The organism is Streptomyces sp. SS1-1 (genome assembly GCF_008973465.1).
GTDB lineage: Bacteria > Actinomycetota > Actinomycetes > Streptomycetales > Streptomycetaceae > Streptomyces.
Genome location: NZ_WBXN01000004.1, coordinates 4,829,041 through 4,848,424 on the forward strand (window position 1 = coordinate 4,829,041; position 19,384 = coordinate 4,848,424).

At 71.6% G+C, this 19,384-nt stretch carries 15 protein-coding genes; 8 read left to right on the forward strand and 7 right to left on the reverse strand.

Annotated features, from left to right (window positions below; translation table 11 throughout):
* Positions 1 to 6: 6 nt before the first annotated feature.
* Entirely contained in the window at positions 7 to 189 is a 183-nt protein-coding gene (locus tag F8R89_RS23690) for a DUF6104 family protein (protein WP_055624112.1), read from the reverse strand.
* A gap of 135 nt (positions 190 to 324) precedes the next feature.
* On the opposite strand from F8R89_RS23690, the gene F8R89_RS23695 reads away from it, so the two are divergent.
* Positions 325 to 1,314, forward strand: coding sequence for a hypothetical protein (locus F8R89_RS23695; RefSeq protein ID WP_151785829.1), 990 nt, complete (start codon positions 325 to 327; stop codon positions 1,312 to 1,314).
* Between the two features lie 62 nt (positions 1,315 to 1,376).
* Here F8R89_RS23695 and F8R89_RS23700 read toward each other — a convergent pair whose 3' ends face one another.
* The 4 genes from F8R89_RS23700 to F8R89_RS23715 all read right to left on the reverse strand — a co-directional run bounded on the left by F8R89_RS23700 (position 1,377) and on the right by F8R89_RS23715 (position 8,097).
* Positions 1,377 to 5,156, reverse strand: a complete 3,780-nt coding sequence (locus tag F8R89_RS23700) for a multifunctional oxoglutarate decarboxylase/oxoglutarate dehydrogenase thiamine pyrophosphate-binding subunit/dihydrolipoyllysine-residue succinyltransferase subunit (RefSeq protein WP_151785830.1) — start codon at positions 5,154 to 5,156, stop codon at positions 1,377 to 1,379.
* A gap of 290 nt (positions 5,157 to 5,446) precedes the next feature.
* Positions 5,447 to 6,553: a sensor histidine kinase gene (locus F8R89_RS23705; RefSeq protein ID WP_151785831.1), complete on the reverse strand. Its 1,107-nt coding sequence runs from the start codon at positions 6,551 to 6,553 to the stop codon at positions 5,447 to 5,449.
* Positions 6,550 to 7,287, reverse strand: coding sequence for a response regulator transcription factor (locus tag F8R89_RS23710; protein ID WP_030956984.1), 738 nt, complete (start codon positions 7,285 to 7,287; stop codon positions 6,550 to 6,552). The genes F8R89_RS23705 and F8R89_RS23710 overlap by 4 nt, the downstream gene beginning before the upstream one ends.
* Before the next feature lie 132 nt (positions 7,288 to 7,419).
* Positions 7,420 to 8,097 carry a spermidine synthase gene (locus F8R89_RS23715; RefSeq protein WP_151785832.1) on the reverse strand — a complete coding sequence of 226 codons (678 nt, stop codon included), beginning with the start codon at positions 8,095 to 8,097 and terminating at the stop codon, positions 7,420 to 7,422.
* Between the two features lie 203 nt (positions 8,098 to 8,300).
* Here F8R89_RS23715 and lon point away from each other — a divergent pair, with 203 nt between their 5' ends.
* A complete protein-coding gene (gene lon, locus F8R89_RS23720; RefSeq protein WP_151785833.1) occupies positions 8,301 to 10,715 on the forward strand; it encodes an endopeptidase La in 2,415 nt (804 codons plus the stop codon).
* A 70-nt stretch (positions 10,716 to 10,785) separates the two neighbouring features.
* On the opposite strand, the gene F8R89_RS23725 is transcribed toward lon, so the two are convergent.
* Positions 10,786 to 11,625 (reverse strand): lysozyme, encoded by an 840-nt coding sequence (locus F8R89_RS23725; protein ID WP_151785834.1) that lies wholly within the window; start codon positions 11,623 to 11,625, stop codon positions 10,786 to 10,788.
* Positions 11,626 to 11,851: 226 nt separating this feature from the next.
* Between F8R89_RS23725 and F8R89_RS23730 the strand changes: the two genes are divergently transcribed.
* Positions 11,852 to 12,343 (forward strand): MarR family winged helix-turn-helix transcriptional regulator, encoded by a 492-nt coding sequence (locus tag F8R89_RS23730; protein WP_383660102.1) that lies wholly within the window; start codon positions 11,852 to 11,854, stop codon positions 12,341 to 12,343.
* Positions 12,344 to 12,554: 211 nt separating this feature from the next.
* Here the strand turns inward: F8R89_RS23730 and F8R89_RS23735 are convergent, their stop codons facing one another.
* Complete coding sequence (locus tag F8R89_RS23735; RefSeq protein ID WP_151785836.1) at positions 12,555 to 13,325, reverse strand: protein phosphatase 2C domain-containing protein; 771 nt, start codon at positions 13,323 to 13,325, stop codon at positions 12,555 to 12,557.
* 418 nt (positions 13,326 to 13,743) lie between these two features.
* Between F8R89_RS23735 and F8R89_RS23740 the strand changes: the two genes are divergently transcribed.
* From F8R89_RS23740 to F8R89_RS23760, 5 genes are read left to right on the forward strand one after another with little or no spacing between them, the layout of a single operon-like run.
* Positions 13,744 to 16,545 carry a nitrate- and nitrite sensing domain-containing protein gene (locus F8R89_RS23740; RefSeq protein WP_225994471.1) on the forward strand — a complete coding sequence of 934 codons (2,802 nt, stop codon included), beginning with the start codon at positions 13,744 to 13,746 and terminating at the stop codon, positions 16,543 to 16,545.
* Positions 16,542 to 17,045: a roadblock/LC7 domain-containing protein gene (locus tag F8R89_RS23745; protein WP_151785838.1), complete on the forward strand. Its 504-nt coding sequence runs from the start codon at positions 16,542 to 16,544 to the stop codon at positions 17,043 to 17,045. The genes F8R89_RS23740 and F8R89_RS23745 overlap by 4 nt, the downstream gene beginning before the upstream one ends.
* Positions 17,042 to 17,461: a DUF742 domain-containing protein gene (locus tag F8R89_RS23750; RefSeq protein WP_151785839.1), complete on the forward strand. Its 420-nt coding sequence runs from the start codon at positions 17,042 to 17,044 to the stop codon at positions 17,459 to 17,461. Before F8R89_RS23745 ends, F8R89_RS23750 begins: the two co-directional genes overlap by 4 nt.
* Positions 17,442 to 18,056, forward strand: a complete 615-nt coding sequence (locus F8R89_RS23755) for a GTP-binding protein (protein ID WP_192806207.1) — start codon at positions 17,442 to 17,444, stop codon at positions 18,054 to 18,056. The genes F8R89_RS23750 and F8R89_RS23755 overlap by 20 nt, the downstream gene beginning before the upstream one ends.
* Before the next feature lie 25 nt (positions 18,057 to 18,081).
* Positions 18,082 to 19,335, forward strand: coding sequence for a styrene monooxygenase/indole monooxygenase family protein (locus F8R89_RS23760; protein WP_151785840.1), 1,254 nt, complete (start codon positions 18,082 to 18,084; stop codon positions 19,333 to 19,335).
* The last annotated feature ends 49 nt before the right edge of the window (positions 19,336 to 19,384 follow it).

Consider the following 19,384-nt stretch of genomic DNA (forward strand, 5'->3'; position numbering starts at 1 on the left):
GCGTCCTCAGATGTCGTCGTCCTCGTCGTCCAGCCGGGCCAGCCACGTCGCCAGCCGCTCCACCGGTACCTCGAAGTCGGGGTTCAGATCGACGAAGGTGCGCAGCTGCTCGGCCAGCCACTCGAAGGTGATCTCCTCCTCGCCGCGCCGCTTCTCCAGCTCTTCGATGCCTCGGTCGGTGAAGTACATGCAGTGAGGATATGTCCTGGCCGCCATGGCTGCGTCCCGGGCCGGAGCCGCCCCCGCGGGCTCCGTGACCCTGCCCCCCTCCCGGCAGTTCTCGGGACGGCGCGCGGTAGACCCACCCCACGGAGGCGGAACGACATGAGTACCCACTTCGACCCGGTCCCCCTCGTCGGCACGGGAGTTGAACCTGCCGCGGACATCGAGTTCTGGCTGGCCTCCCCGCCGGTCCGCGCCCTGGTCGAGGCGTTCGCCCGCACCGAACAGGACCACGAGCTGGCCCGCGACCTCGCGGCCGGGAAGGGCGACGCGGCGGAGCGGCTGGCCCGCCTCGACGTGTTCACCCTGCGCTGGGACACCCGGCGGGGCAGGGAACGCAACCTCGCCGACGAACTGCCCGTGCGGCCCGAGCAGCAGCGGCTCGTGCGGGCCGCGGCCGAGGCGCTCGGCCTGTGCGGCGGCACCCGCCTGCGCTACGGCCACTACGAGCACGTCCTGGTGCTGGGCGGACTCATCCGGGCCTGCCTGGCCCGCACGGCGTACGCCGCCCACCTGATCCGCACCGGGCGGGTGACGACCGGCTCCGTCACCGCGCTCGGCGGCCACCGCCCCTTCGTGGGCGACGAGTTCGAGCTCGCGGCGCTCGCCGGGGCACCCGAGCTCGGCGAGGAGTACGAGGCGCTCGACTTCGGCACGCGCCGCGCGTTCAACCTGCAGACACCGGAGTCCGTGGCGGGCGAGGAGTCCGAACTGCCCGGCGGCACCTGGGCCGTCCGCACCTACCGCACACCCGGCAGGCTGCCCGTCCGGGTGGTCGCCGCCCCGTCGAGCGCGCCGGAGCGCCGCCGCGCGGACACCGCGGACAGCTACGCCTTCTTCGCCGAACGGATCGCCGAACTGGAGCCGGGGGAGCGGCTGCTGCTGGTGACGACCGCGCTCCACGTCCCCGCCCAGCACGCCACCGCCGTACGGATGCTCCAGCTGCCCTTCGCCGTGGAGGTGGACACCGTCGGCATCGAACCGTCACCGGCGCCGGAGCCCGCCCGGCGCCCGTCCGGCGCGACCGCGTACCTGCTGGAGATCCGGTCGACCGTCCGGGCCCTGGCCCAGCTCCTGGCCGCCCTCAGCTGAGAACGCCGGAAGGCCCGGCGCCGAGTCGAGGGGACTCGGAGCCGGGCCTTCCGTACGCGGGATCAGGCCTCGAAGACCTCACGCACCAGCTGCTCCTGCTCGGCCTGGTGCCGCTTGGCGGAACCGACGGCCGGGGACGAGGAGTGCGGACGCGAGATCCGGCGCAGGCGCTCGCCGTGCGGGACGTCGGCGCCGACCGCGAGGTCCAGGTGGTCGATCAGGTTGAGCGCGATGAACGGCCACGCACCCTGGTTCGCCGGCTCCTCCTGGGCCCACAGGTACTTCTCGGCGTTCGGGTACTTCTTGATCTCCGCCTGGAGCTCGGTACCCGGCAGCGGGTACAGGCGCTCGATGCGGATGATCGCCGTGTCCGTGACGCCGCGCTTCTTCCGCTCCGCCTCCAGGTCGTAGTAGACCTTGCCGGCGCAGAAGACGACCTTATTCACGGCGGCCGGGTCGACCGACGCGTCACCGATGACCGGCTGGAACTGGCCGGAGGTGAACTCCTCCGCCTTCGCCGCCGCGGCCTTCAGACGCAGCATCGACTTCGGCGTGAAGACGACCAGCGGCTTGTGGTGCGGGTTGTGCACCTGCCACCGCAGGAGGTGGAAGTAGTTCGACGGCGACGTCGGCATCGCGACCGTCATGTTGTTCTGCGCGCACATCTGGAGGAAGCGCTCCGGGCGGGCCGAGGAGTGGTCCGGGCCCTGGCCCTCGTAGCCGTGCGGCAGGAGCAGGACGACGCCGGAGGTCTGGGCCCACTTCTGCTCGGCCGAGGAGATGAACTCGTCCACGACCGTCTGGGCGCCGTTGACGAAGTCGCCGAACTGCGCCTCCCACATCACGAGCGCCTCGGGGCGGGCCAGTGAGTAGCCGTACTCGAAGCCCATGGCCGCGTATTCGGACAGCAGCGAGTTGTAGACGTTCAGGCGCGCCTGGTCCTCGGAGAGGTACTGCAGCGGCGTGTACTCCTCGCCCGTCTCACGGTCGATGATCACCGCGTGACGCTGGCCGAAGGTGCCGCGCTGCGAGTCCTGGCCGGCGAGCCGGACCGGGACGCCCTCCAGCAGCAGGGAGCCGACCGCGAGGGTCTCGCCCATGCCCCAGTCGATCGTGCCGTCCTCGACCATCGACGCCCGGCGCTGCAGCTGCGGCAGCAGACGCGGGTGGACGGTGATGTGGTCGGGGATGTTGACCTGGGACTCGGCGATCCGCTTGACGACCTCCGCGGAGACCGCGGTGTTCACGGCGACCGGGAACTCGGCCTGCGGGTCCGAGGGCGCGGCCGTCGACGGCTGCGAGGTGGCCTCGCGGACCTCCGTGAAGACCTTCTCCAGCTGCCCCTGGTAGTCCTGCAGTGCCTGCTCGGCCTCTTCCAGGGTGATGTCGCCGCGACCGATCAGGGACTCGGTGTAGAGCTTGCGCACCGAGCGCTTCTTGTCGATCAGGTCGTACATCAGCGGCTGGGTGAAGGCCGGGTTGTCCGACTCGTTGTGACCGCGGCGGCGGTAGCAGATGAGGTCGATCACGACGTCCTTGTTGAACGCCTGACGGAACTCGAAGGCGAGCCGCGCGACGCGGACGACGGCCTCGGGGTCGTCGCCGTTCACGTGGAAGATCGGGGCCTCGATCATGCGGGCCACGTCCGTCGCGTACATGGAGGAGCGCGAGGACTCGGGGGCCGCGGTGAAGCCGACCTGGTTGTTGATCACCACGTGCACGGTGCCGCCGGTGCGGTAGCCGCGCAGCTGCGACATGTTCAGGGTCTCGGCCACGACACCCTGGCCCGCGAAGGCCGCGTCGCCGTGCAGGGCGATCGGCAGGACGGTGAAGTCCGTGCCGCCCTTGTTGATGATGTCCTGCTTGGCGCGGGCGACGCCCTCCAGGACCGGGTCGACCGCCTCCAGGTGGGAGGGGTTGGCGGTGAGCGAGACCTTGATCTGCTCGCCGTCCAGGCCGGTGAAGGTGCCCTCGGCGCCCAGGTGGTACTTCACGTCGCCGGAGCCGTGCATCGACTTCGGGTCGAGGTTGCCCTCGAACTCACGGAAGATCTGCGCGTACGACTTGCCGACGATGTTGGCCAGGACGTTCAGCCGGCCGCGGTGGGCCATGCCGATGACGACCTCGTCCAGGCGGGACTCGGCCGCCGAGTCGATGACCGCGTCCAGCAGCGGGATGACGGACTCGCCGCCCTCCAGGGAGAAGCGCTTCTGGCCGACGTACTTGGTCTGCAGGAAGGTCTCGAAGGCCTCCGCCGCGTTCAGCCGGCGCAGGATGCGCAGCTGCTCCTCGCGCTCCGGCTTGGTGTGCGGGCGCTCGATGCGGTCCTGGATCCACTTGCGCTGCTTGGGGTCCTGGATGTGCATGAACTCGATGCCGGTGGTGCGGCAGTACGAGTCGCGGAGCACGCCGAGGATGTCGCGCAGCTTCATCAGGGACTTGCCGGAGAAGCCGCCGACGGCGAACTCGCGCTCCAGGTCCCACAGGGTGAGGCCGTGCTCGGTGATGTCCAGGTCGGGGTGCTTGCGCTGGCGGTACTCCAGCGGGTCGGTGTCGGCCATGACGTGGCCGCGGACCCGGTAGGAGTGGATCAGCTCGAAGACCCGGGCGGCCTTGGTGACGTCGTCGTCGTGGCTGGCGTCGATGTCCTTGAGCCAGCGGACCGGCTCGTAGGGGATGCGCAGGGCCTCGAAGATGTCGTCGTAGAAGCCGTTCTCGCCGAGCAGCAGGTTCGCGACCTGGCGCAGGAACTCGCCGGAGGCGGCGCCCTGGATGACCCGGTGGTCGTAGGTCGACGTGAGCGTCATGACCTTGGAGATGCCGAGCTTGTTCAGGGTGTCCTGGGAGGTGCCCTGGAACTCCGCCGGGTAGTCCATGGAGCCGACGCCCATGATCACCGACTGGCCGGGCATCAGACGCGGCACGGAGTGCACGGTGCCGAGGCCGCCGGGGTTGGTCAGGGAGACCGTGACACCGGTGAAGTCGTCCATCGTCAGCTTGTTGTCGCGGGCGCGACGGACGATGTCCTCGTAGGCCTGCCAGAACTCGAAGAAGTTCAGCGTCTCGGCCTTCTTGATCGCCGCGACGACGAGCTGGCGGTCGCCGTTGGGCTTGACCAGGTCGATGGCGAGACCGAGGTTGATGTGCTCCGGCTTGACCAGGGTGGGCTTGCCGTCCTTCTCCGCGAAGGAGTAGTTCATCGACGGCATGGCCTTGATGGCCTGCACCATCGCGTAGCCGATCAGGTGCGTGAAGGAGATCTTCCCGCCCCGGGCCCGCTTGAGGTGGTTGTTGATGACGATGCGGTTGTCGAACAGCAGCTTCACCGGGACCGCGCGGACCGAGGTGGCGGTCGGCAGCTCCAGCGAGGCGTTCATGTTCTTCGCGACGGCGGCGGAGGGGCCGCGCAGCGTGACGAACTCGGGGCCGTCCGCGGAGGCGGCGGCGGGCTCGGCCTTCTTCGGCTGGGCCGGCTTGGTGGCCGGAGCGGGCTTCGCCGCCGGAGCCGCCGGAGCGGCGGGCGCGGCAGGCGCGGCGGCCTTGGCCGGAGCCGGCTTCGAGGCCGGGGCGGGAGCCGGGACCGGCGCGGCGGCGGGAGCGGTGGTCTCCGCGGCCCCCGCGGCCGCGGTACCCGCCGCAGCCGGGGCGGCGGCAGCCCCCGGCTTGTAGTCGGCGAAGAAGTCCCACCAGGCGCGGTCTACCGAATTCGGGTCCTGGAGGTACTGCTGATAGATCTCGTCGACGAGCCACTCGTTGGCTCCGAACGCGGCAGCGGGGTTCTTGCCCGCTTGGTCCGCGTCGGTCGAGATGCTCGATGCGTTACTGGGGGACTGTGGCGACACGGCGAGAACCGCCCTCTTCCGCTTCACAAGGTGATGGACAGCGGGAATCAAGGCTACGCCTCCCCGAGCGGGAAGGTCAGGCCGGGCATGGTCATCGTCGTGTAAGTCACATCGCGAAGCGTGTTTCGGGCTCAGAATTGGCGGGAAACAAGCGTGGTTCCGCTTCAGCGGCCCGCAAATGGGATGGCGCGGCCGCGAGCTGACGCTGCGACGGCGCAGGTCTGTACCTGATCACACGGCCTGTCAGGCACGACGCGTGTGGATCTTGGCGCTCCGCTTCGAACTTTACGTCAACTTTGTACGGACGGCTGCCCTGGAAGTGTGACAAGAATCCGGCAACCCCGATCCGATTCCGCCACGCCGATCCGGCCGCCGTGCAGATCCACCGCCCAGCGCGCGATCGCGAGCCCCAGACCCGTGCCGCCGTCGCTGCCCGGCCCGTGCGGCCGGCTCACCGCGCCCCGGTTGAAGCGCTCGAAGACCCGGTGCCAGTCCGAGCGCGGGATGCCCGGCCCCTCGTCCAGGACCTCCAGCTCCAGCGACTCCGGGTGCGGCCCGCGGCGCGCCTTGACCGTGACCCGGCCGTGCGGCGGGCTGTGCTTGATCGCGTTGTCGATCAGGTTGGCGACGACCTGGTGGATGCGCTCGGGGTCGGCGTGCGCGGTCAGCTCCGGCGGCGACACGTCGAGGTGCAGATGCACGTCGGTACGGGTGTGGCTGCCGGAGCCCGAGGTCATGCCCGCGCGCGCGGAGGCGACCATGTTGGCCTCCTTCAGCACCCCGGACAGATACGGCCACACCTCGAAGCGGCGCATCCGCAGCGGGACGACGCCGTTGTCCAGGCGGGACAGGTCGAGCAGCGTCTCCACGAGCCGGCCCAGGCGCTCGGTCTGCTTCAGTGCCGTGCGCATCGTCTCCGGGTCCGCCTCGGCGATGCCGTCGACCACGTTCTCCAGGACCGCGCGCAGGCCCGCGATCGGGGTGCGCAACTCGTGCGAGACGTTCGCGACCAGCTCCTTGCGCTGCTGGTCCTGGGCCTCCAGCTCGTCGGCCATGAGGTTGATCGTCCCGGCCAGGTCGCCCAGCTCGTCACGGCGGCTCTCACTGACCCGGCGCGTGTAGTCGCCCTGGGAGATCGACCGGGCCACCGTGTTCATCTCGTCCAGCGGATCGGTGAGCGAGTGCGCCACGAACTGCGTGATGAGCAGGGTGGCGATCATCGAGAAGACCGTGATGAAGCGCAGCTCCGTCTGGGTGCGCACCGCGATCATCGACAGTCCGGTGGTGATCAGGACCGCGATGACGACGAGCGCGCCCAGCTTGGTCTTGATCGAGAACGGACGAACGCCGCCCCAGGGCTCCCCGGGGCCTCTCCGCGCGGCCGGACCGTCGCTCATGGCGTCGGCGTCTCCAGGGCGTAGCCCACGCCGTGCACCGTGCGGATGCGCTCGGCCCCGATCTTCCGCCGCAGCGCCTTGATGTGGCTGTCGACGGTCCGGGTGCCGGAGGCGTCCGCCCAGTCCCAGACCTCGGCGAGCAGCTGCTCGCGCGAGAGGACCGCGCGCGGGGTGTTCGCCAGGCACACCAGCAGATCGAACTCGGTCGGCGTGAGGTGCACGTCCTCGCTGCGCACCCGCACGCGCCGCTGCGCGTGGTCGATCTCCAGCTCGCCGAGGCGCAGGATGCCCGAGCGCGGCGTGGTGGCCGCGAGGGCGGCGCGCTCGACGCGGCGCAACAGCACGTGCACACGGGCCGCCAGCTCCCGCATGGAGAACGGCTTGGTCATGTAGTCGTCGGCGCCGACACCGAGCCCGACCAGCATGTCGGTCTCGTCGTCGCGCGCGGTCAGCATCATCACCGGCACCGGCCGCTGGGCCTGCACCCGGCGGCAGACCTCCAGACCGTCGAAGCCCGGCAGCATGATGTCGAGGATCAGCAGGTCGGGCTGCCAGGCCTCGGCCGTGTCGACGGCCGCCGGGCCGTCTCCCGCGGTCTGCACGAGGAATCCCTCGGCGCGCAGACGGGCCGCGATGGCGTCCACGATGGTCGGATCGTCCTCGACCACCAGGACCCGGCGCTGTGCGCCGGGGGTCGCCGCCGTGCCGTTGTGGGAGGTGTGTGTCTGCTCCATCGCCCGCCCCAAAGTTGCTTTCCGGAATCCGTGGGGTGATCCCGCTTACTGGCTGTGCCTGCGCATGCTTGCGATTGACGCTTGAATGATCCGCGTCAGGAAAGCAGAGTACGGGGAGTCACCGTGCCAGGGCTATCCAGGTCGGACGGCGAGGTGCACGACGTCCGGAACGCCCCGGGCAACGGGGATCTCTTCGGTACGCACCTGCTGGAATCCGGCATTGCGCAAGGTTTCTTCGAATTCCGGAGAGGGCTGCGCGGACCATACGGCCAGTACCCCGCCCGGTGTCAACGCCCTTGCGCACGCGGCCAGTCCGCCTGGCGAATACAGGCCTTCGTTGTCCTCGGTGACGGTCCAGCCGGGCCCGTTGTCGATGTCGAGGCAGAGCGCGTCGTACGTGGCGGATGTCTCATACACATGAGTGACGAGGTCGGTCTCCAGGATCGACGTCCGCGGGTCCGCGAGCGCCGCCGCCGAGAGACCGGAGAGCGGCCCGCCGAGATGCCAGTCGATGATCGCGCGCTCGCGCTCCGCGACGGTGATCCTCCCTGGCCGGGGGTCGGCCGCCGCGTGTGCGAGCGAGAACCCGACGCCGAGCCCGCCGATCAGGATGTGCGGCCGTGAACGGTCGCCCAGCGCGTCCAGCGCGGCGTCGACCAGCAGCCGCTCCGAGCGGCCGTCGGACGTGTCCATCAGGAAGCAGCCGTTGGCGATGATCTGGAGCAGATCACCGTGCCGCCGCAGCACCACCTCCCCGTGGGGGCCTTCGCGACGGTCCAGGACTACAGGGGTGTCGTACGAAGTGGGCATCGGCCCATCCTGCCAGTCCGGCGGCGGCCGGGGGCTGCCGGAATAGCCGTGGCAGTTCTGCGGCTCCCTTGCACACCGGGCGGTTCCGGCACCCCGGGTTCCCGGCCGATCGCTGTCAGCGAACGCGTCGGCGGGCCGGGAACAATCAAGGGCCGTCAAGCATTGAGTCGGCGTAACTCAACTTGACTGCCTAAGGGGAGATCATGGCTTCGACGTCCACATCGCTCACCCTGCCCGTGCTGCCGCTCGACGACGAGGTCGTGCTGCCCGGGATGGTGGTCCCCCTGGACTTGAACGACGCCGACGTGCGCGCCGCCGTGGAGGCCGCCCAGGCCGCCGCGCGGTCCACGCCCGGCAAGCCCCGGGTGCTGCTCGTGCCGCGTATCGACGGCACCTACGCGAGCACCGGGGTGCTCGGCACCGTGGAGCAGGTCGGCCGGCTGGCCGACGGTGACCCCGGTGCCCTGATCCGCGGCCGCGGCCGGGTGCGCATCGGTGCCGGCACCACCGGGCCGGGTGCGGCGCTGTGGGTCGAGGGCACGCCGGTCGACCAGAGCGTGCCCGAGCCGCTGCCCGGACAGGTGGCGGAGCTGGTGAAGGAGTACAAGGCCCTCGCCACCGCCTGGCTGCGCAAGCGCGGCGCCTGGCAGGTCGTGGACCGGGTGCAGGCCATCGACGACGTCTCGCAGCTCGCCGACAACTCCGGGTACTCGCCCTTCCTGACCACCGAGCAGAAGGTCGAGCTGCTGGAGACCGCCGACCCGGTGGCCCGGCTGAAGCTCGCCACGCAGCAGCTGCGCGACCACCTCGCCGAGCAGGACGTGGCCGAGACCATCGCCAAGGACGTCCAGGAGGGCGTCGACAAGCAGCAGCGCGAGTTCCTGCTCCGCCGCCAGCTGGAGGCCGTCCGCAAGGAGCTGCGCGAGCTGAACGGCGAGCAGGACGGCGAGGAGTCCGACGACTACCGCGCCCGCGTCGAGGCGGCCGACCTGCCGGAGAAGGTCCGCGAGGCCGCCCTCAAGGAGGTCGACAAGCTGGAGCGGTCCTCCGACCAGTCGCCCGAGGGCTCCTGGATCCGCACCTGGCTGGACACCGTCCTGGAGCTGCCGTGGAACGAGCGCACCGAGGACGCCTACGACATCCAGGGCGCGAAGGACGTGCTGGACGCCGAGCACGCCGGTCTGGACGACGTGAAGGAGCGGATCACCGAGTACCTGGCGGTCCGCAAGCGGCGCGGTGAGCGCGGGCTCGGTGTTGTCGGCGGACGGCGCGGCGGTGCCGTGCTGGCCCTCGTCGGCCCGCCCGGCGTCGGCAAGACCTCGCTGGGCGAGTCCGTCGCCCACGCGATGGGCCGCAAGTTCGTGCGCGTCGCCCTCGGCGGTGTGCGCGACGAGGCCGAGATCCGCGGTCACCGCCGTACGTACGTCGGGGCGCTGCCCGGACGGATCGTGCGGGCGATCAAAGAGGCCGGGTCGATGAACCCGGTGGTCCTGCTCGACGAGATCGACAAGGTGGGCTCCGACTTCCGCGGGGACCCCGCGGCGGCCCTCCTGGAGGTCCTGGACCCGGCGCAGAACCACACCTTCCGGGACCACTACCTGGAGGTCGAGCTCGACCTGTCCGACGTGGTGTTCCTGGCCACGGCCAACGTCCTGGAGGCCATCCCGGAGGCCCTGCTCGACCGTATGGAGCTGGTCCGCCTCGACGGCTACACCGAGGACGAGAAGGTCGTCATCGCCCGCGACCACCTGCTCCCGCGCCAGCTGGAGCGGGCGGGACTGAACGCGGACGAGGTCACCCTCGACGAGGGCGCGCTGCGCAAGCTCGCCGGCGAGTACACGCGTGAGGCGGGCGTGCGCACCCTGGAGCGGTCCATCGCGCGGCTGCTGCGCAAGGTGGCGGCCCAGCACGAACTGGGCGAGCGGGAGCTGCCGTTCACCGTCACCGAGGGCGAGCTGCGCGGGCTGATCGGCCGGCCGCACCACGTGCCCGAGTCGGCGCAGGACCCGGCCGAGCGCCGTACGGCGGTGCCGGGCGTGGCGACCGGACTCGCGGTGACCGGCGCGGGCGGTGACGTCCTGTTCGTCGAGGCGTCGCTGGCCGACCCGGAGACGGGCGCGGCGGGTCTGACGCTGACCGGCCAGCTGGGTGACGTGATGAAGGAGAGCGCCCAGATCGCGCTGAGCTTCCTGCGCAGCCACGGCGCCGAGCTGGAGCTGCCCGTCGCCGACCTGAAGGACCGGGGCGTGCACATCCACTTCCCGGCGGGCGCGGTGCCGAAGGACGGCCCGAGCGCGGGCATCACGATGACGACGGCGCTGGCCTCGCTGCTGTCCGGGCGGCTGGTCCGCACGGACGTGGCGATGACCGGTGAGGTCTCGCTGACCGGCCGGGTGCTGCCCATCGGCGGGGTGAAGCAGAAGCTCCTCGCCGCGCACCGCGCGGGGGTCACGACCGTGATCATCCCCAAGCGGAACGAGCCCGACCTGGACGACGTCCCGGCCGAGGTGCTGGACAAGCTCGACGTCCACGCCGTGACCGACGTCCGCCAGGTCCTGGAACTGGCCCTGTCGCCGGCCACCAGCGACGCGGCCCGGGAGGTTCCGGCGGCGGCGTGACGGACGCCGCCGGACAGGGTGGGGCCCGGGTCCCCGGAAGGGGGCCCGGGCCTTCGCCGTGCGGGGGAGGTCAGCCGTTGGCCAGGGCCACGACCCGGTCGAGCGCGCCGTTGAACCGGTCGTGGTCGCCCACGGTCGGGCCGGTCGACGTGTACTGCCACATCGTGTGGTAGCTCCAGCCGGCGGGCAGTTCGCCGACGGCCGTCGCGTACCGGGCGATCCACAGCGGGTTGGCCGTGGCGAAGGCGCTGGAGTTGCCGGTGCACTGCTTCCACCAGCTCGTCGCCGTGTAGATGACGGCGTCGCGGCCGGTGCGGGCCTTGTAGCGGTTCGCGAAGTCGCGGATCCATGTGACCATCGCGCTCGCGGACTTGCCGTAGCAGGCGTCGCCGTACGGGTTCCACTCGATGTCGAGGACACCGGGCAGGGTGCGGCCGTCGCGGGACCAGCCGCCGCCGTGGTCGACGAAGTAGTCCGCCTGGGTTGCTCCATTGGTGGTGTCCGGCGTCGCGAAGTGGTACGCGCCGCGGATCATGCCCACGTTGTATGAGCCGTTGTACTGCTGGGCGAAGTAGGGGTTGGTGTAGTACGTCCCCTCGGTGGCCTTGACGTAGGCCCACTTGACGCCGCTGGACCAGAGGGTGGACCAGGCGACGTTGCCCTGGTGGCTGGAGACGTCCACGCCCTCCGTCTGGGCGGCCAGGGTGCCGGCGGGAGAGCCGTCGGTGCCGTCGTGGGCGGCGACGCCGACGCCCATGTACGCGGAGCCGCGTGGCGGGGTGGCGTCGTCCCGCGCGGACGACGGCTGGGCGGCCAGGACGAGCAGGGCCAGGGCGAGGACGAGGGTGAGCAGGAGTCCGGTCGGATGGGGGCTGTGGGGGTGGCGCTGTTCGGGTCTGTGCACGGGCATAGCGTGCCTCCGAAGGCTCGGTGACGCATGGTGGGGAACGCGCACGGGTGTGGCGTGAGCATGTCAGTGTCATGCTCCGCCGTACGACGCTAGGCAGCGGACCGGGCTGGTGGAAGAGGGCCTGGCGGCTGCCGTTGGTCTAAGCCTGCGAAATACTGAAGGAGCTGCGGCGATGACGCCGGTTGGCGGAAACTTTCAGGGCCGGGAAAACGAGGCAGGGGCTGACGTGCACGAAGACGGCAACGGCGACGCGACGGCGCCCGGACCCGGGGCTGCCCGCGGTGGTATGGACCAGCCCGAGTTCCTGGACCTGGAACGCGAGTTGACGGTTCTCTTCCGGCGGGCCCGCGCCAAGCAGGGCGAGATGGCCCGCGAGGTCCACCCGGACCTGGAGTCGGCGGCGTACGGACTGCTGGTCCGGCTGGACGAGTCCGGGCAACTGCGCGCCACCGAACTCGCCGCGTTCATCGGCGTCGGCAAGGCCACCATGTCGCGCCAGCTGCGCGCCCTGGAGGACCTGGGACTCGTCGCCCGCGAACCGGACCCGGCGGACGGCCGGGCCTGGCTGGTGCACCTCACCGAGGAGGGCCGCCGCCGCGTCGCCAAGGTCCGCGAGGCCCGCCGGGCACGCTACGTCGCCCAGCTCTCCCACTGGCAACGCGAGGAGGTGGCCGAACTGGCCCGCCTCCTGAACCAGCTGAACCGAGGCATGGACTAGGGCGCGCCCTGCCCGTCCGGCCGGCATCACGGCTTGGTGGGGCCTCACGGTCCCGGCGGCGAAGGGGCGCGGGGAACTGCGCGAACAACCCCCGCGCACCGGAAGCCGCGCGATCACGGCAGGGCCCGAACGGCGCTCCCGCCCAGGCGGCCCCACACACCCCCGCACCCCTGGCAGCCCGCCCACCCGACAACCCCCGGCGGGTCCCGCCTCACAGCTCCACGTACACCACCGACGCATCGTCATGCCGCTTGCCGCGGCCCTCGTGTGCGCGTTCCAGCTCCCGGACCCGCTCCACCAGCGTCCCCGCGCCCTCCTCCCGGATCAGCGCCAGGCAGTCCGCCCAGTCGCCCTGCCCGAAGCGCTCCACCCAGCGGGCCGCGCCGTCCGACAGGGCGGCCAGGGTCCGTACCCCGCCGCGCGGCAGCGTTCCCGTCACCGCGCGCGCCGCCACCGCCGGGTCCGCGGCCGCCGTGAAGAAGCCGCCCTCCCTGTTGCGCAGATGCGCGTCGATGTGGGCGTCCGTCGCCAGTGCCGAACGCGGCAGCCGGGCCAGCCGGTCGTCCAGACGGGCCGTCACCGTGCCGTCGGGCGACTCCACGAGGAGCACCGAGTCGGACAGCACGAGGTACTCCACCGCCCCGGTGGACCACCGCGCGAGGACGACGGTTGCCTGCGGCGTGCGCGGGTGAGAAAGGTCACAGGTCCCCGCGTGGGCCTCGGCCGTACGGGCGATGGCACGGCCCAGCACGTCCGCGAGCGGAACATCGGGGAGGGAAACGGTCAGTTCGGTCAGCGCCCCGCCCAGGCGTGCGGTGAACCAGTGGACGGAGTGCCGGCACCCCGTCGCGTCCCTCGGCGGCGTCACCCCGTCCAGGACGACGAGGGCCCCGCCCCGCCCCGAAGCGGGCAGGGCGACACTCGCGAAGTCCTCGTTGGCGCGGTCCGGATCGCCCGACTCCGAAACTAGCTCGGTACGCATCCGGCCAGTCTGCACGAGCCCTTCACAAGGTCTCCCAGGAGGGCGCGACTCCCGCCGGATCGTCACGGCCGCGCAGGTCACCCGCCTGATTTGGGAGGAATGCTGGACTCCGGCAAGGCGTGGCGGCGAATACTGCCACCGCCCGCCGCAGACGTCCAACCGGCCCACCGCGCACGGCGTCCGCACACGCCACGGGAACTTGCCCGCCAACTCCCCTCCGGGGTTCACTCCTTCGGGTGGCGGCTCAGGTGATGTGCGGCCGTCGCCCACCCGCACTGGGAGGGTCGGGGACCGGTGAGGGCCACCCCGGGCGCGAACCCAGTCGCGAGCTTGGGGGAGGGGTGTACGTACGGTCGACGCCAGTTGACGACACGTCATCCGGACCCATGGGTACCACGAGTCAGGAATGCGAGCACCGGTGCAGAAGACGCGGCCTCGTCGCTCAGGCAAGCAGACGGCCTCCGCAGGAGGCGACCAGCCCATCCCCGGCACCGCCGACGCCCCCGCCCCGGCGGGCAAGGGACGCCCGACCCACGTACGGAACCGGCTGATCGTGGCCGTGGCCGTCGTGGCCGCCGCCATCGCCGGCGCCGGAGTCCCCTCGGTCGTCGCCGCCTCCGGGCAACTGCACGACACACAGAGCACGGTGACGCTCGCCGAGCAGACCCAGAACGCGCTCACCCTCGCGCACTCCCTCGCCGACGAGCGCGACGAGGTCACCTCCTACATCGCCGCCGGCCGCCCCAAGTCCAAGGCGCCCAGCGAACAGCGCAGCGCCCGGGTCGACCGGCAGGTCGAGGAGCTGCGCGCCGACACCGACCTCCCCGCCGGGCTCCGCGACGACCTCGAGGGCGTCGCCACCCTGCGCCGCTCCGCGCTCACCGGCAAGAGCAGCGCCCTGGAGGCGCACGCCGCCTACACGGGCGCCGTCACCGAACTGCACCGGCTCGCCGAGCAGCTGGCCGAGGAGATGCCGTCCCGCGCCGGCACCGGCGCCCACGCGCTCGCCGAACTGGACACCGCCGTACAGCAGGCCGCCGCCGCCCGCGGACTGCTGCTCGCCGCGCTGAGCGTGCCCACCACCACCCAGACCGTGATCGACCCGCTCACCGGGGTCGCCACCACCCGCAAGACCGCCTCGGACGCGGACGCCAAGCAGCGCGACGCTCTCACCACCGCCGCCCAGCAGGCCCGGCTGCGTTCCGACGCGGCCCTCGCCGGCTTCCGCGACACCGCCGCCCCGGCCGCGCGCGCCTCCTACGACTCCACCGTCACCGGCCCCGAGGTCGACACCGCCGAGCGCTACCTGGCCGCCCTCACCGACCAGCCCACGTTCTCCGACCGCGACCTGGCCACGAACACCCGCCGTGCCTCGGCCGCCCTGTCCGCCCGCGTCGACTCGATGCGCGGCGCGGAGTCCGCGCTCTACGACCGCCGTACCAAGGCCCTGGAGGAGCTCCGCGACGACGACGTCACCGCGCTGGAGATCCACATCGCGATCCTCGGCGCGCTGATGCTGCTCGCCGTGGGCGTCGCCACCGGCATGGCCCGCAGCCTCACCCGCCCCCTCGCCGTGCTGCGGCTCGGCTCCGCCCGGCTCGCGGGCGCCGCCGACCCGGCCGCCGAGGAACCCGTGCGGTTCACCGGCCGCAAGGACGAGTTCGCCCAGGTCGTCGACTCCGTCAACGCGCTGCACACCCGCGCCGTCGCCCTGCACGAGCGCATCGCCACCCTGGAGTCCGACCGCAAGCACCTCGTCGGGCAGCGCCAGAAGATGGCCGACGCCCGCGAGAAGCTGCGCGGCGAACTCGCCGAGTCCGCCGCCCAGCTGGAGCGCCTGCGCGACAGCATCGGCGGCACCTTCGTCAACCTGGCCCTGCGCACCCTCGGCCTGGTGGAGCGCCAGCTCGGCGTGATCGAGGGTCTGGAGGAGCGCGAGCAGGACCCCGAGCGCCTCGCCACCCTGTTCAAGCTCGACCACTTCGCCACCGTCATGCGCCGGCACAGCGAGAACCTCCTCGTGCTGGCCGGCACCGAGCACGTTCAGCAGCACGCCGGGCCGGTGCCGCTGGTCGACGTCGTCCGCGCCGCCGTCAGCGAGATCGAGCGGTACGAGCGGGTCCGCATCGCCGCGCTGCCGCCGCACGCGCACGTGGCGGGGTTCGCCGCCGACGACCTCTCCCACCTGCTCGCCGAACTCATGGAGAACGCCACCTCGTTCTCGCCGCCCGACCTGCCCGTCGAGGTGTCCGGCTGGCTGCTGGAGAGCGGCGAGGTCATGCTCTCCGTGCAGGACGAGGGCATCGGCATGGCCGGCGACCGGCTGACGCGGCTCAACTCCCGCCTCGCCGAGTTCGACCCCGAGGCCACCTACGACCAGGAGGGCGAGGACGGCCTGGGCCTCGGCCTGTACGTCGTCGCCCGTCTCGCCCACCGGCACGGCGTCCGCGTCCAGCTGCGCGAGCAGAAGCAGGGCGGCGTCGCGGCCGTCGCGGTCCTGCCCGCGGGCCTGCTGGCCGCCGCCCCCACCGCCGCGGTCCCCACGGACGCGCCGCGCCCCGCCGGCAGCCACACCTTCTCCCTGCCGGGCGCCGACGCCGAGGCCAACTCCAACCACCTGCCGGCCCGGCCGAAGGGCGCCGACCCGCTGGTGGAGCTGGCCGAGAAGGCCGTCCAGCGGCAGGAGGCGGAGCCGCCGTCCGAGGCCGAGGGCGCCGAGCCCGATACAGGGGATGAGACGCCCGCCGCGCAGGAGGCACCGGCCGAGCCCTCGCCGTCCGAGACGACGATGGAGCTGCTGATCCCGGAGCCCGCCGCCGCCCCGGCCGAGGAGTCGCTGCCCGAGCGGCCCGACCCGTACGCCATCGGCCCCGACGCCCACGAGCGCACCCGTGACGAGGCCGAGCAGGCGGAACAGGCGGAACAGGCGGAAGAGGCCGACGAGGACACGGAGCCCGTCACCGACAAGGGCCTGCCCAAGCGCACCCCCAGGATCACCACACCGGCCGCCCCGCCACCGCGGCGCGGCGGCACGGTCGACGCCGAGGCCCTGCGCCGCCGGCTCGGCGGCTTCCGCAAGGGAGCCGAGGCCGGCTACCGCGACGTCGAGGCGGAGATCGCCGAACGCACCGGACAGAACAAGGCACCGGCCACGCCCGCCGAGGCGCGCACCGAATCCGAAGCAGCCACGGGGGGCACAGTCGAGGAGGCAAGCAGTTGACCGCGCCCAGTACCTTCGGACTGAGCAGTGAAGCCCGCAACCTGCACTGGTTGTTGACGAATCTGGTCGAGGAGGTGCCGGGTATCCAGTCGGTCGCCGTCGTCTCCTCCGACGGCCTGCTCCTCCTCTCCTCGGACCAGGCACGCAACGACGAGGCCCGCGAGGCGAGGCCCACGGACCGCTCCGGCCCGCGCGGGTCCTCCGCCGACCTCGCCACCGTCGTCTCCGGCATCGGCAGCCTCACCGTCGGCGCGGCCCGCCTCATGGAGTTCGGCGGGGTGAAGCACACGATGGTCGCGATGGAGGAGGGCAGCCTCTTCGTCATGTCCATCAGCGACGGCTCGCTGCTCGGTGTGCACGGCTCCGCGGACTGCGACATGAGTGTCGTCGCCTACCACATGGCGCTCTTCGTCGGCCGGGCCGGCCACGTCCTCACTCCCGAACTCCGCAGCGAGCTGCGGAAGTCGCTGGAGCCCGCGTCGGCAGGGAGCACCCGATGAGCAACGCCCCGAGGAACCGGCCACAGCTCCCCGTGCGCGGAGGTGACCGAAAACCGGCCCGCGTGCGGCCGTACTCGCTCACCGGCGGCCGCACCCGCTTCGGTCACGTCCTCCTGGTGGAGACCTTCGTGGCCGCGCTGGAGGCCCCCGAGGAGCGCAAGGAGCTCACGAAGGGCTCGCTCAGCACCAAGGTGATGCCCGAGCTGCGGGCCATCGTCGAACTGTGCCGCCGGATGCGTACGGTGGCCGAGATCGCCGCGCTGCTGAAGATGCCGCTCGGCGTGGTCCGCGTGCTCCTCAGCGACCTGGCGGACCAGGGAAAGATCCGTGTGTACGGCACCGGAACCGGTCATGGCACCGGCCGTCCGGACCGGGCTCTGCTCGAAAGGGTGCTGAGTGGACTCCGTCGTCTTTGAGGACACGACCGAGGAAGACCTGAGGTCCTGGCAGACCGACCGCACCCGGGCCCCGATCGCCACGAAGATAGTCGTGGCCGGCGGGTTCGGCGTCGGGAAGACCACGCTGGTCACCGCGGTCTCCGAGATCACACCGCTGCAGACCGAGGCGCTGATGACCGAGGCGAGCGAGGAGACCGACGACCTCACCGCCACGCCCGGCAAGTCGACGACCACCGTGGCCATGGACTTCGGGCGGATCACGCTCGACGACGACCTGGTGCTGTACCTGTTCGGCACACCGGGCCAGCAGCGGTTCTGGTTCATGTGGGACGACCTGGTGCGCGGCGCGATCGGCGCGGTCGTCATGGCCGACACCCGGCGGCTGAAGGACTGCTTCCCCGCGCTGGACTACTTCGAGAGCTGCGGACTGCCGTACGTCGTGGCGGTCAACCACTTCGACGGCAGCGAGCGGTTCGAACCGGAGGACGTGCGCGAGGCGTTGACGATCCCCGCGCACATACCTGTAATGATCATGGACGCGCGGCGCCGGATCTCGGTGATCGAGACCCTTCTGTCCCTGGTGGGACACGCGCTCGACGTCACCCCCGAGTGAATCGCGGTTAGGAGCCCTCACCCGCATGCGGAAGATACTCGTCGTCGGGGCCGGCCAGTCCGGTCTCCAGCTCGCCCTCGGACTCCAGTCCCACGGGTACGAGGTCACCCTGATGTCCAACCGGACCGCGGACGAGATCCGCTCCGGGCGGGTCATGTCCACCCAGTGCATGTTCCACACCGCACTCCAGCACGAGCGCGACCTCCAGCTGAACTTCTGGGAGTCCCAGGCCCCGAAGATCGAAGGACTCGGTGTCTCGGTCGCCGCCCCCGGCTCCTGGGCCGAGGGCCCGGCGGCCCGCGCGATCGACTGGCTGGGCCGGCTCGACGGGTTCGCGCAGTCCGTGGACCAGCGGGTGAAGATGGCCGGCTGGATGGAGACCTTCGCCCAGCGCGGCGGCCAGCTCGTCATCCACGGCGCGGCCGTCGGCGACCTCGACTACTTCTCCCGCACCTACGACCTCGTGCTGGTCTCCGCGGGCAAGGGCGAGCTCGTCCAGATGTTCGGCCGGGACGCGCAGCGCTCCCCGTACAGCGAGCCCCAGCGCGCCCTCGCCGTCGCCTACGTGCACGGCATGGGCCCGCGCCCCGAGCACCCCGGCACCGAGGCCGTCCGCTGCAACCTCGTCCCCGGCGTCGGCGAGCTGTTCGTCATGCCGACCCTGACGACGTCCGGGCGCGCGGACATCCTGTTCTGGGAGGGCATACCCGGCGGCCCGCTCGACGTCTTCGACGGCGTGAAGGACCCGGCCGAGCACCTCTCCCTGACCCTGGAACTCATGGAGCGGTACGTGCCGTGGGAGTACTCCCGCGCCACCAAGGTCGAGCTGACGGACGCCGGCGGCACGCTGAGCGGGCGGTACGCCCCGACGGTCCGCAACCCCGTCGGCCGGCTCCCCGGCGGCGGCCTGGTCCTCGGCGTCGCGGACGTCGTCGTGGCCAACGACCCCATCACCGGGCAGGGCTCCAACTCCGCGTCCAAGTGCGCGGCCGCCTACCTCGCGTCGATCCTGGAGCACGGCGACAAGGAGTTCGACGAGGCCTGGATGCGGGCCACGTTCGACCGCTACTGGGCCACCGCCCAGCACGTCACCAAGTGGACGAACGCCATGCTGGCCCCGCCGCCGGAGCACGTCCTGAACCTCATCGGCGCCGCGGGCGAGCTCCAGCCGGCCGCCGACCGCTTCGCCAACGCGTTCAACGACCCGGCCGACTTCGAGAACTTCTTCTACGAGCCGGAGAAGACCGAGGCCTACCTGGGCTCGCTCGCCGGAGCCTGACCGCGGCACGACCCGACGGCGGCCCGCCCCCCCAGGAGGGGGCGGGCCG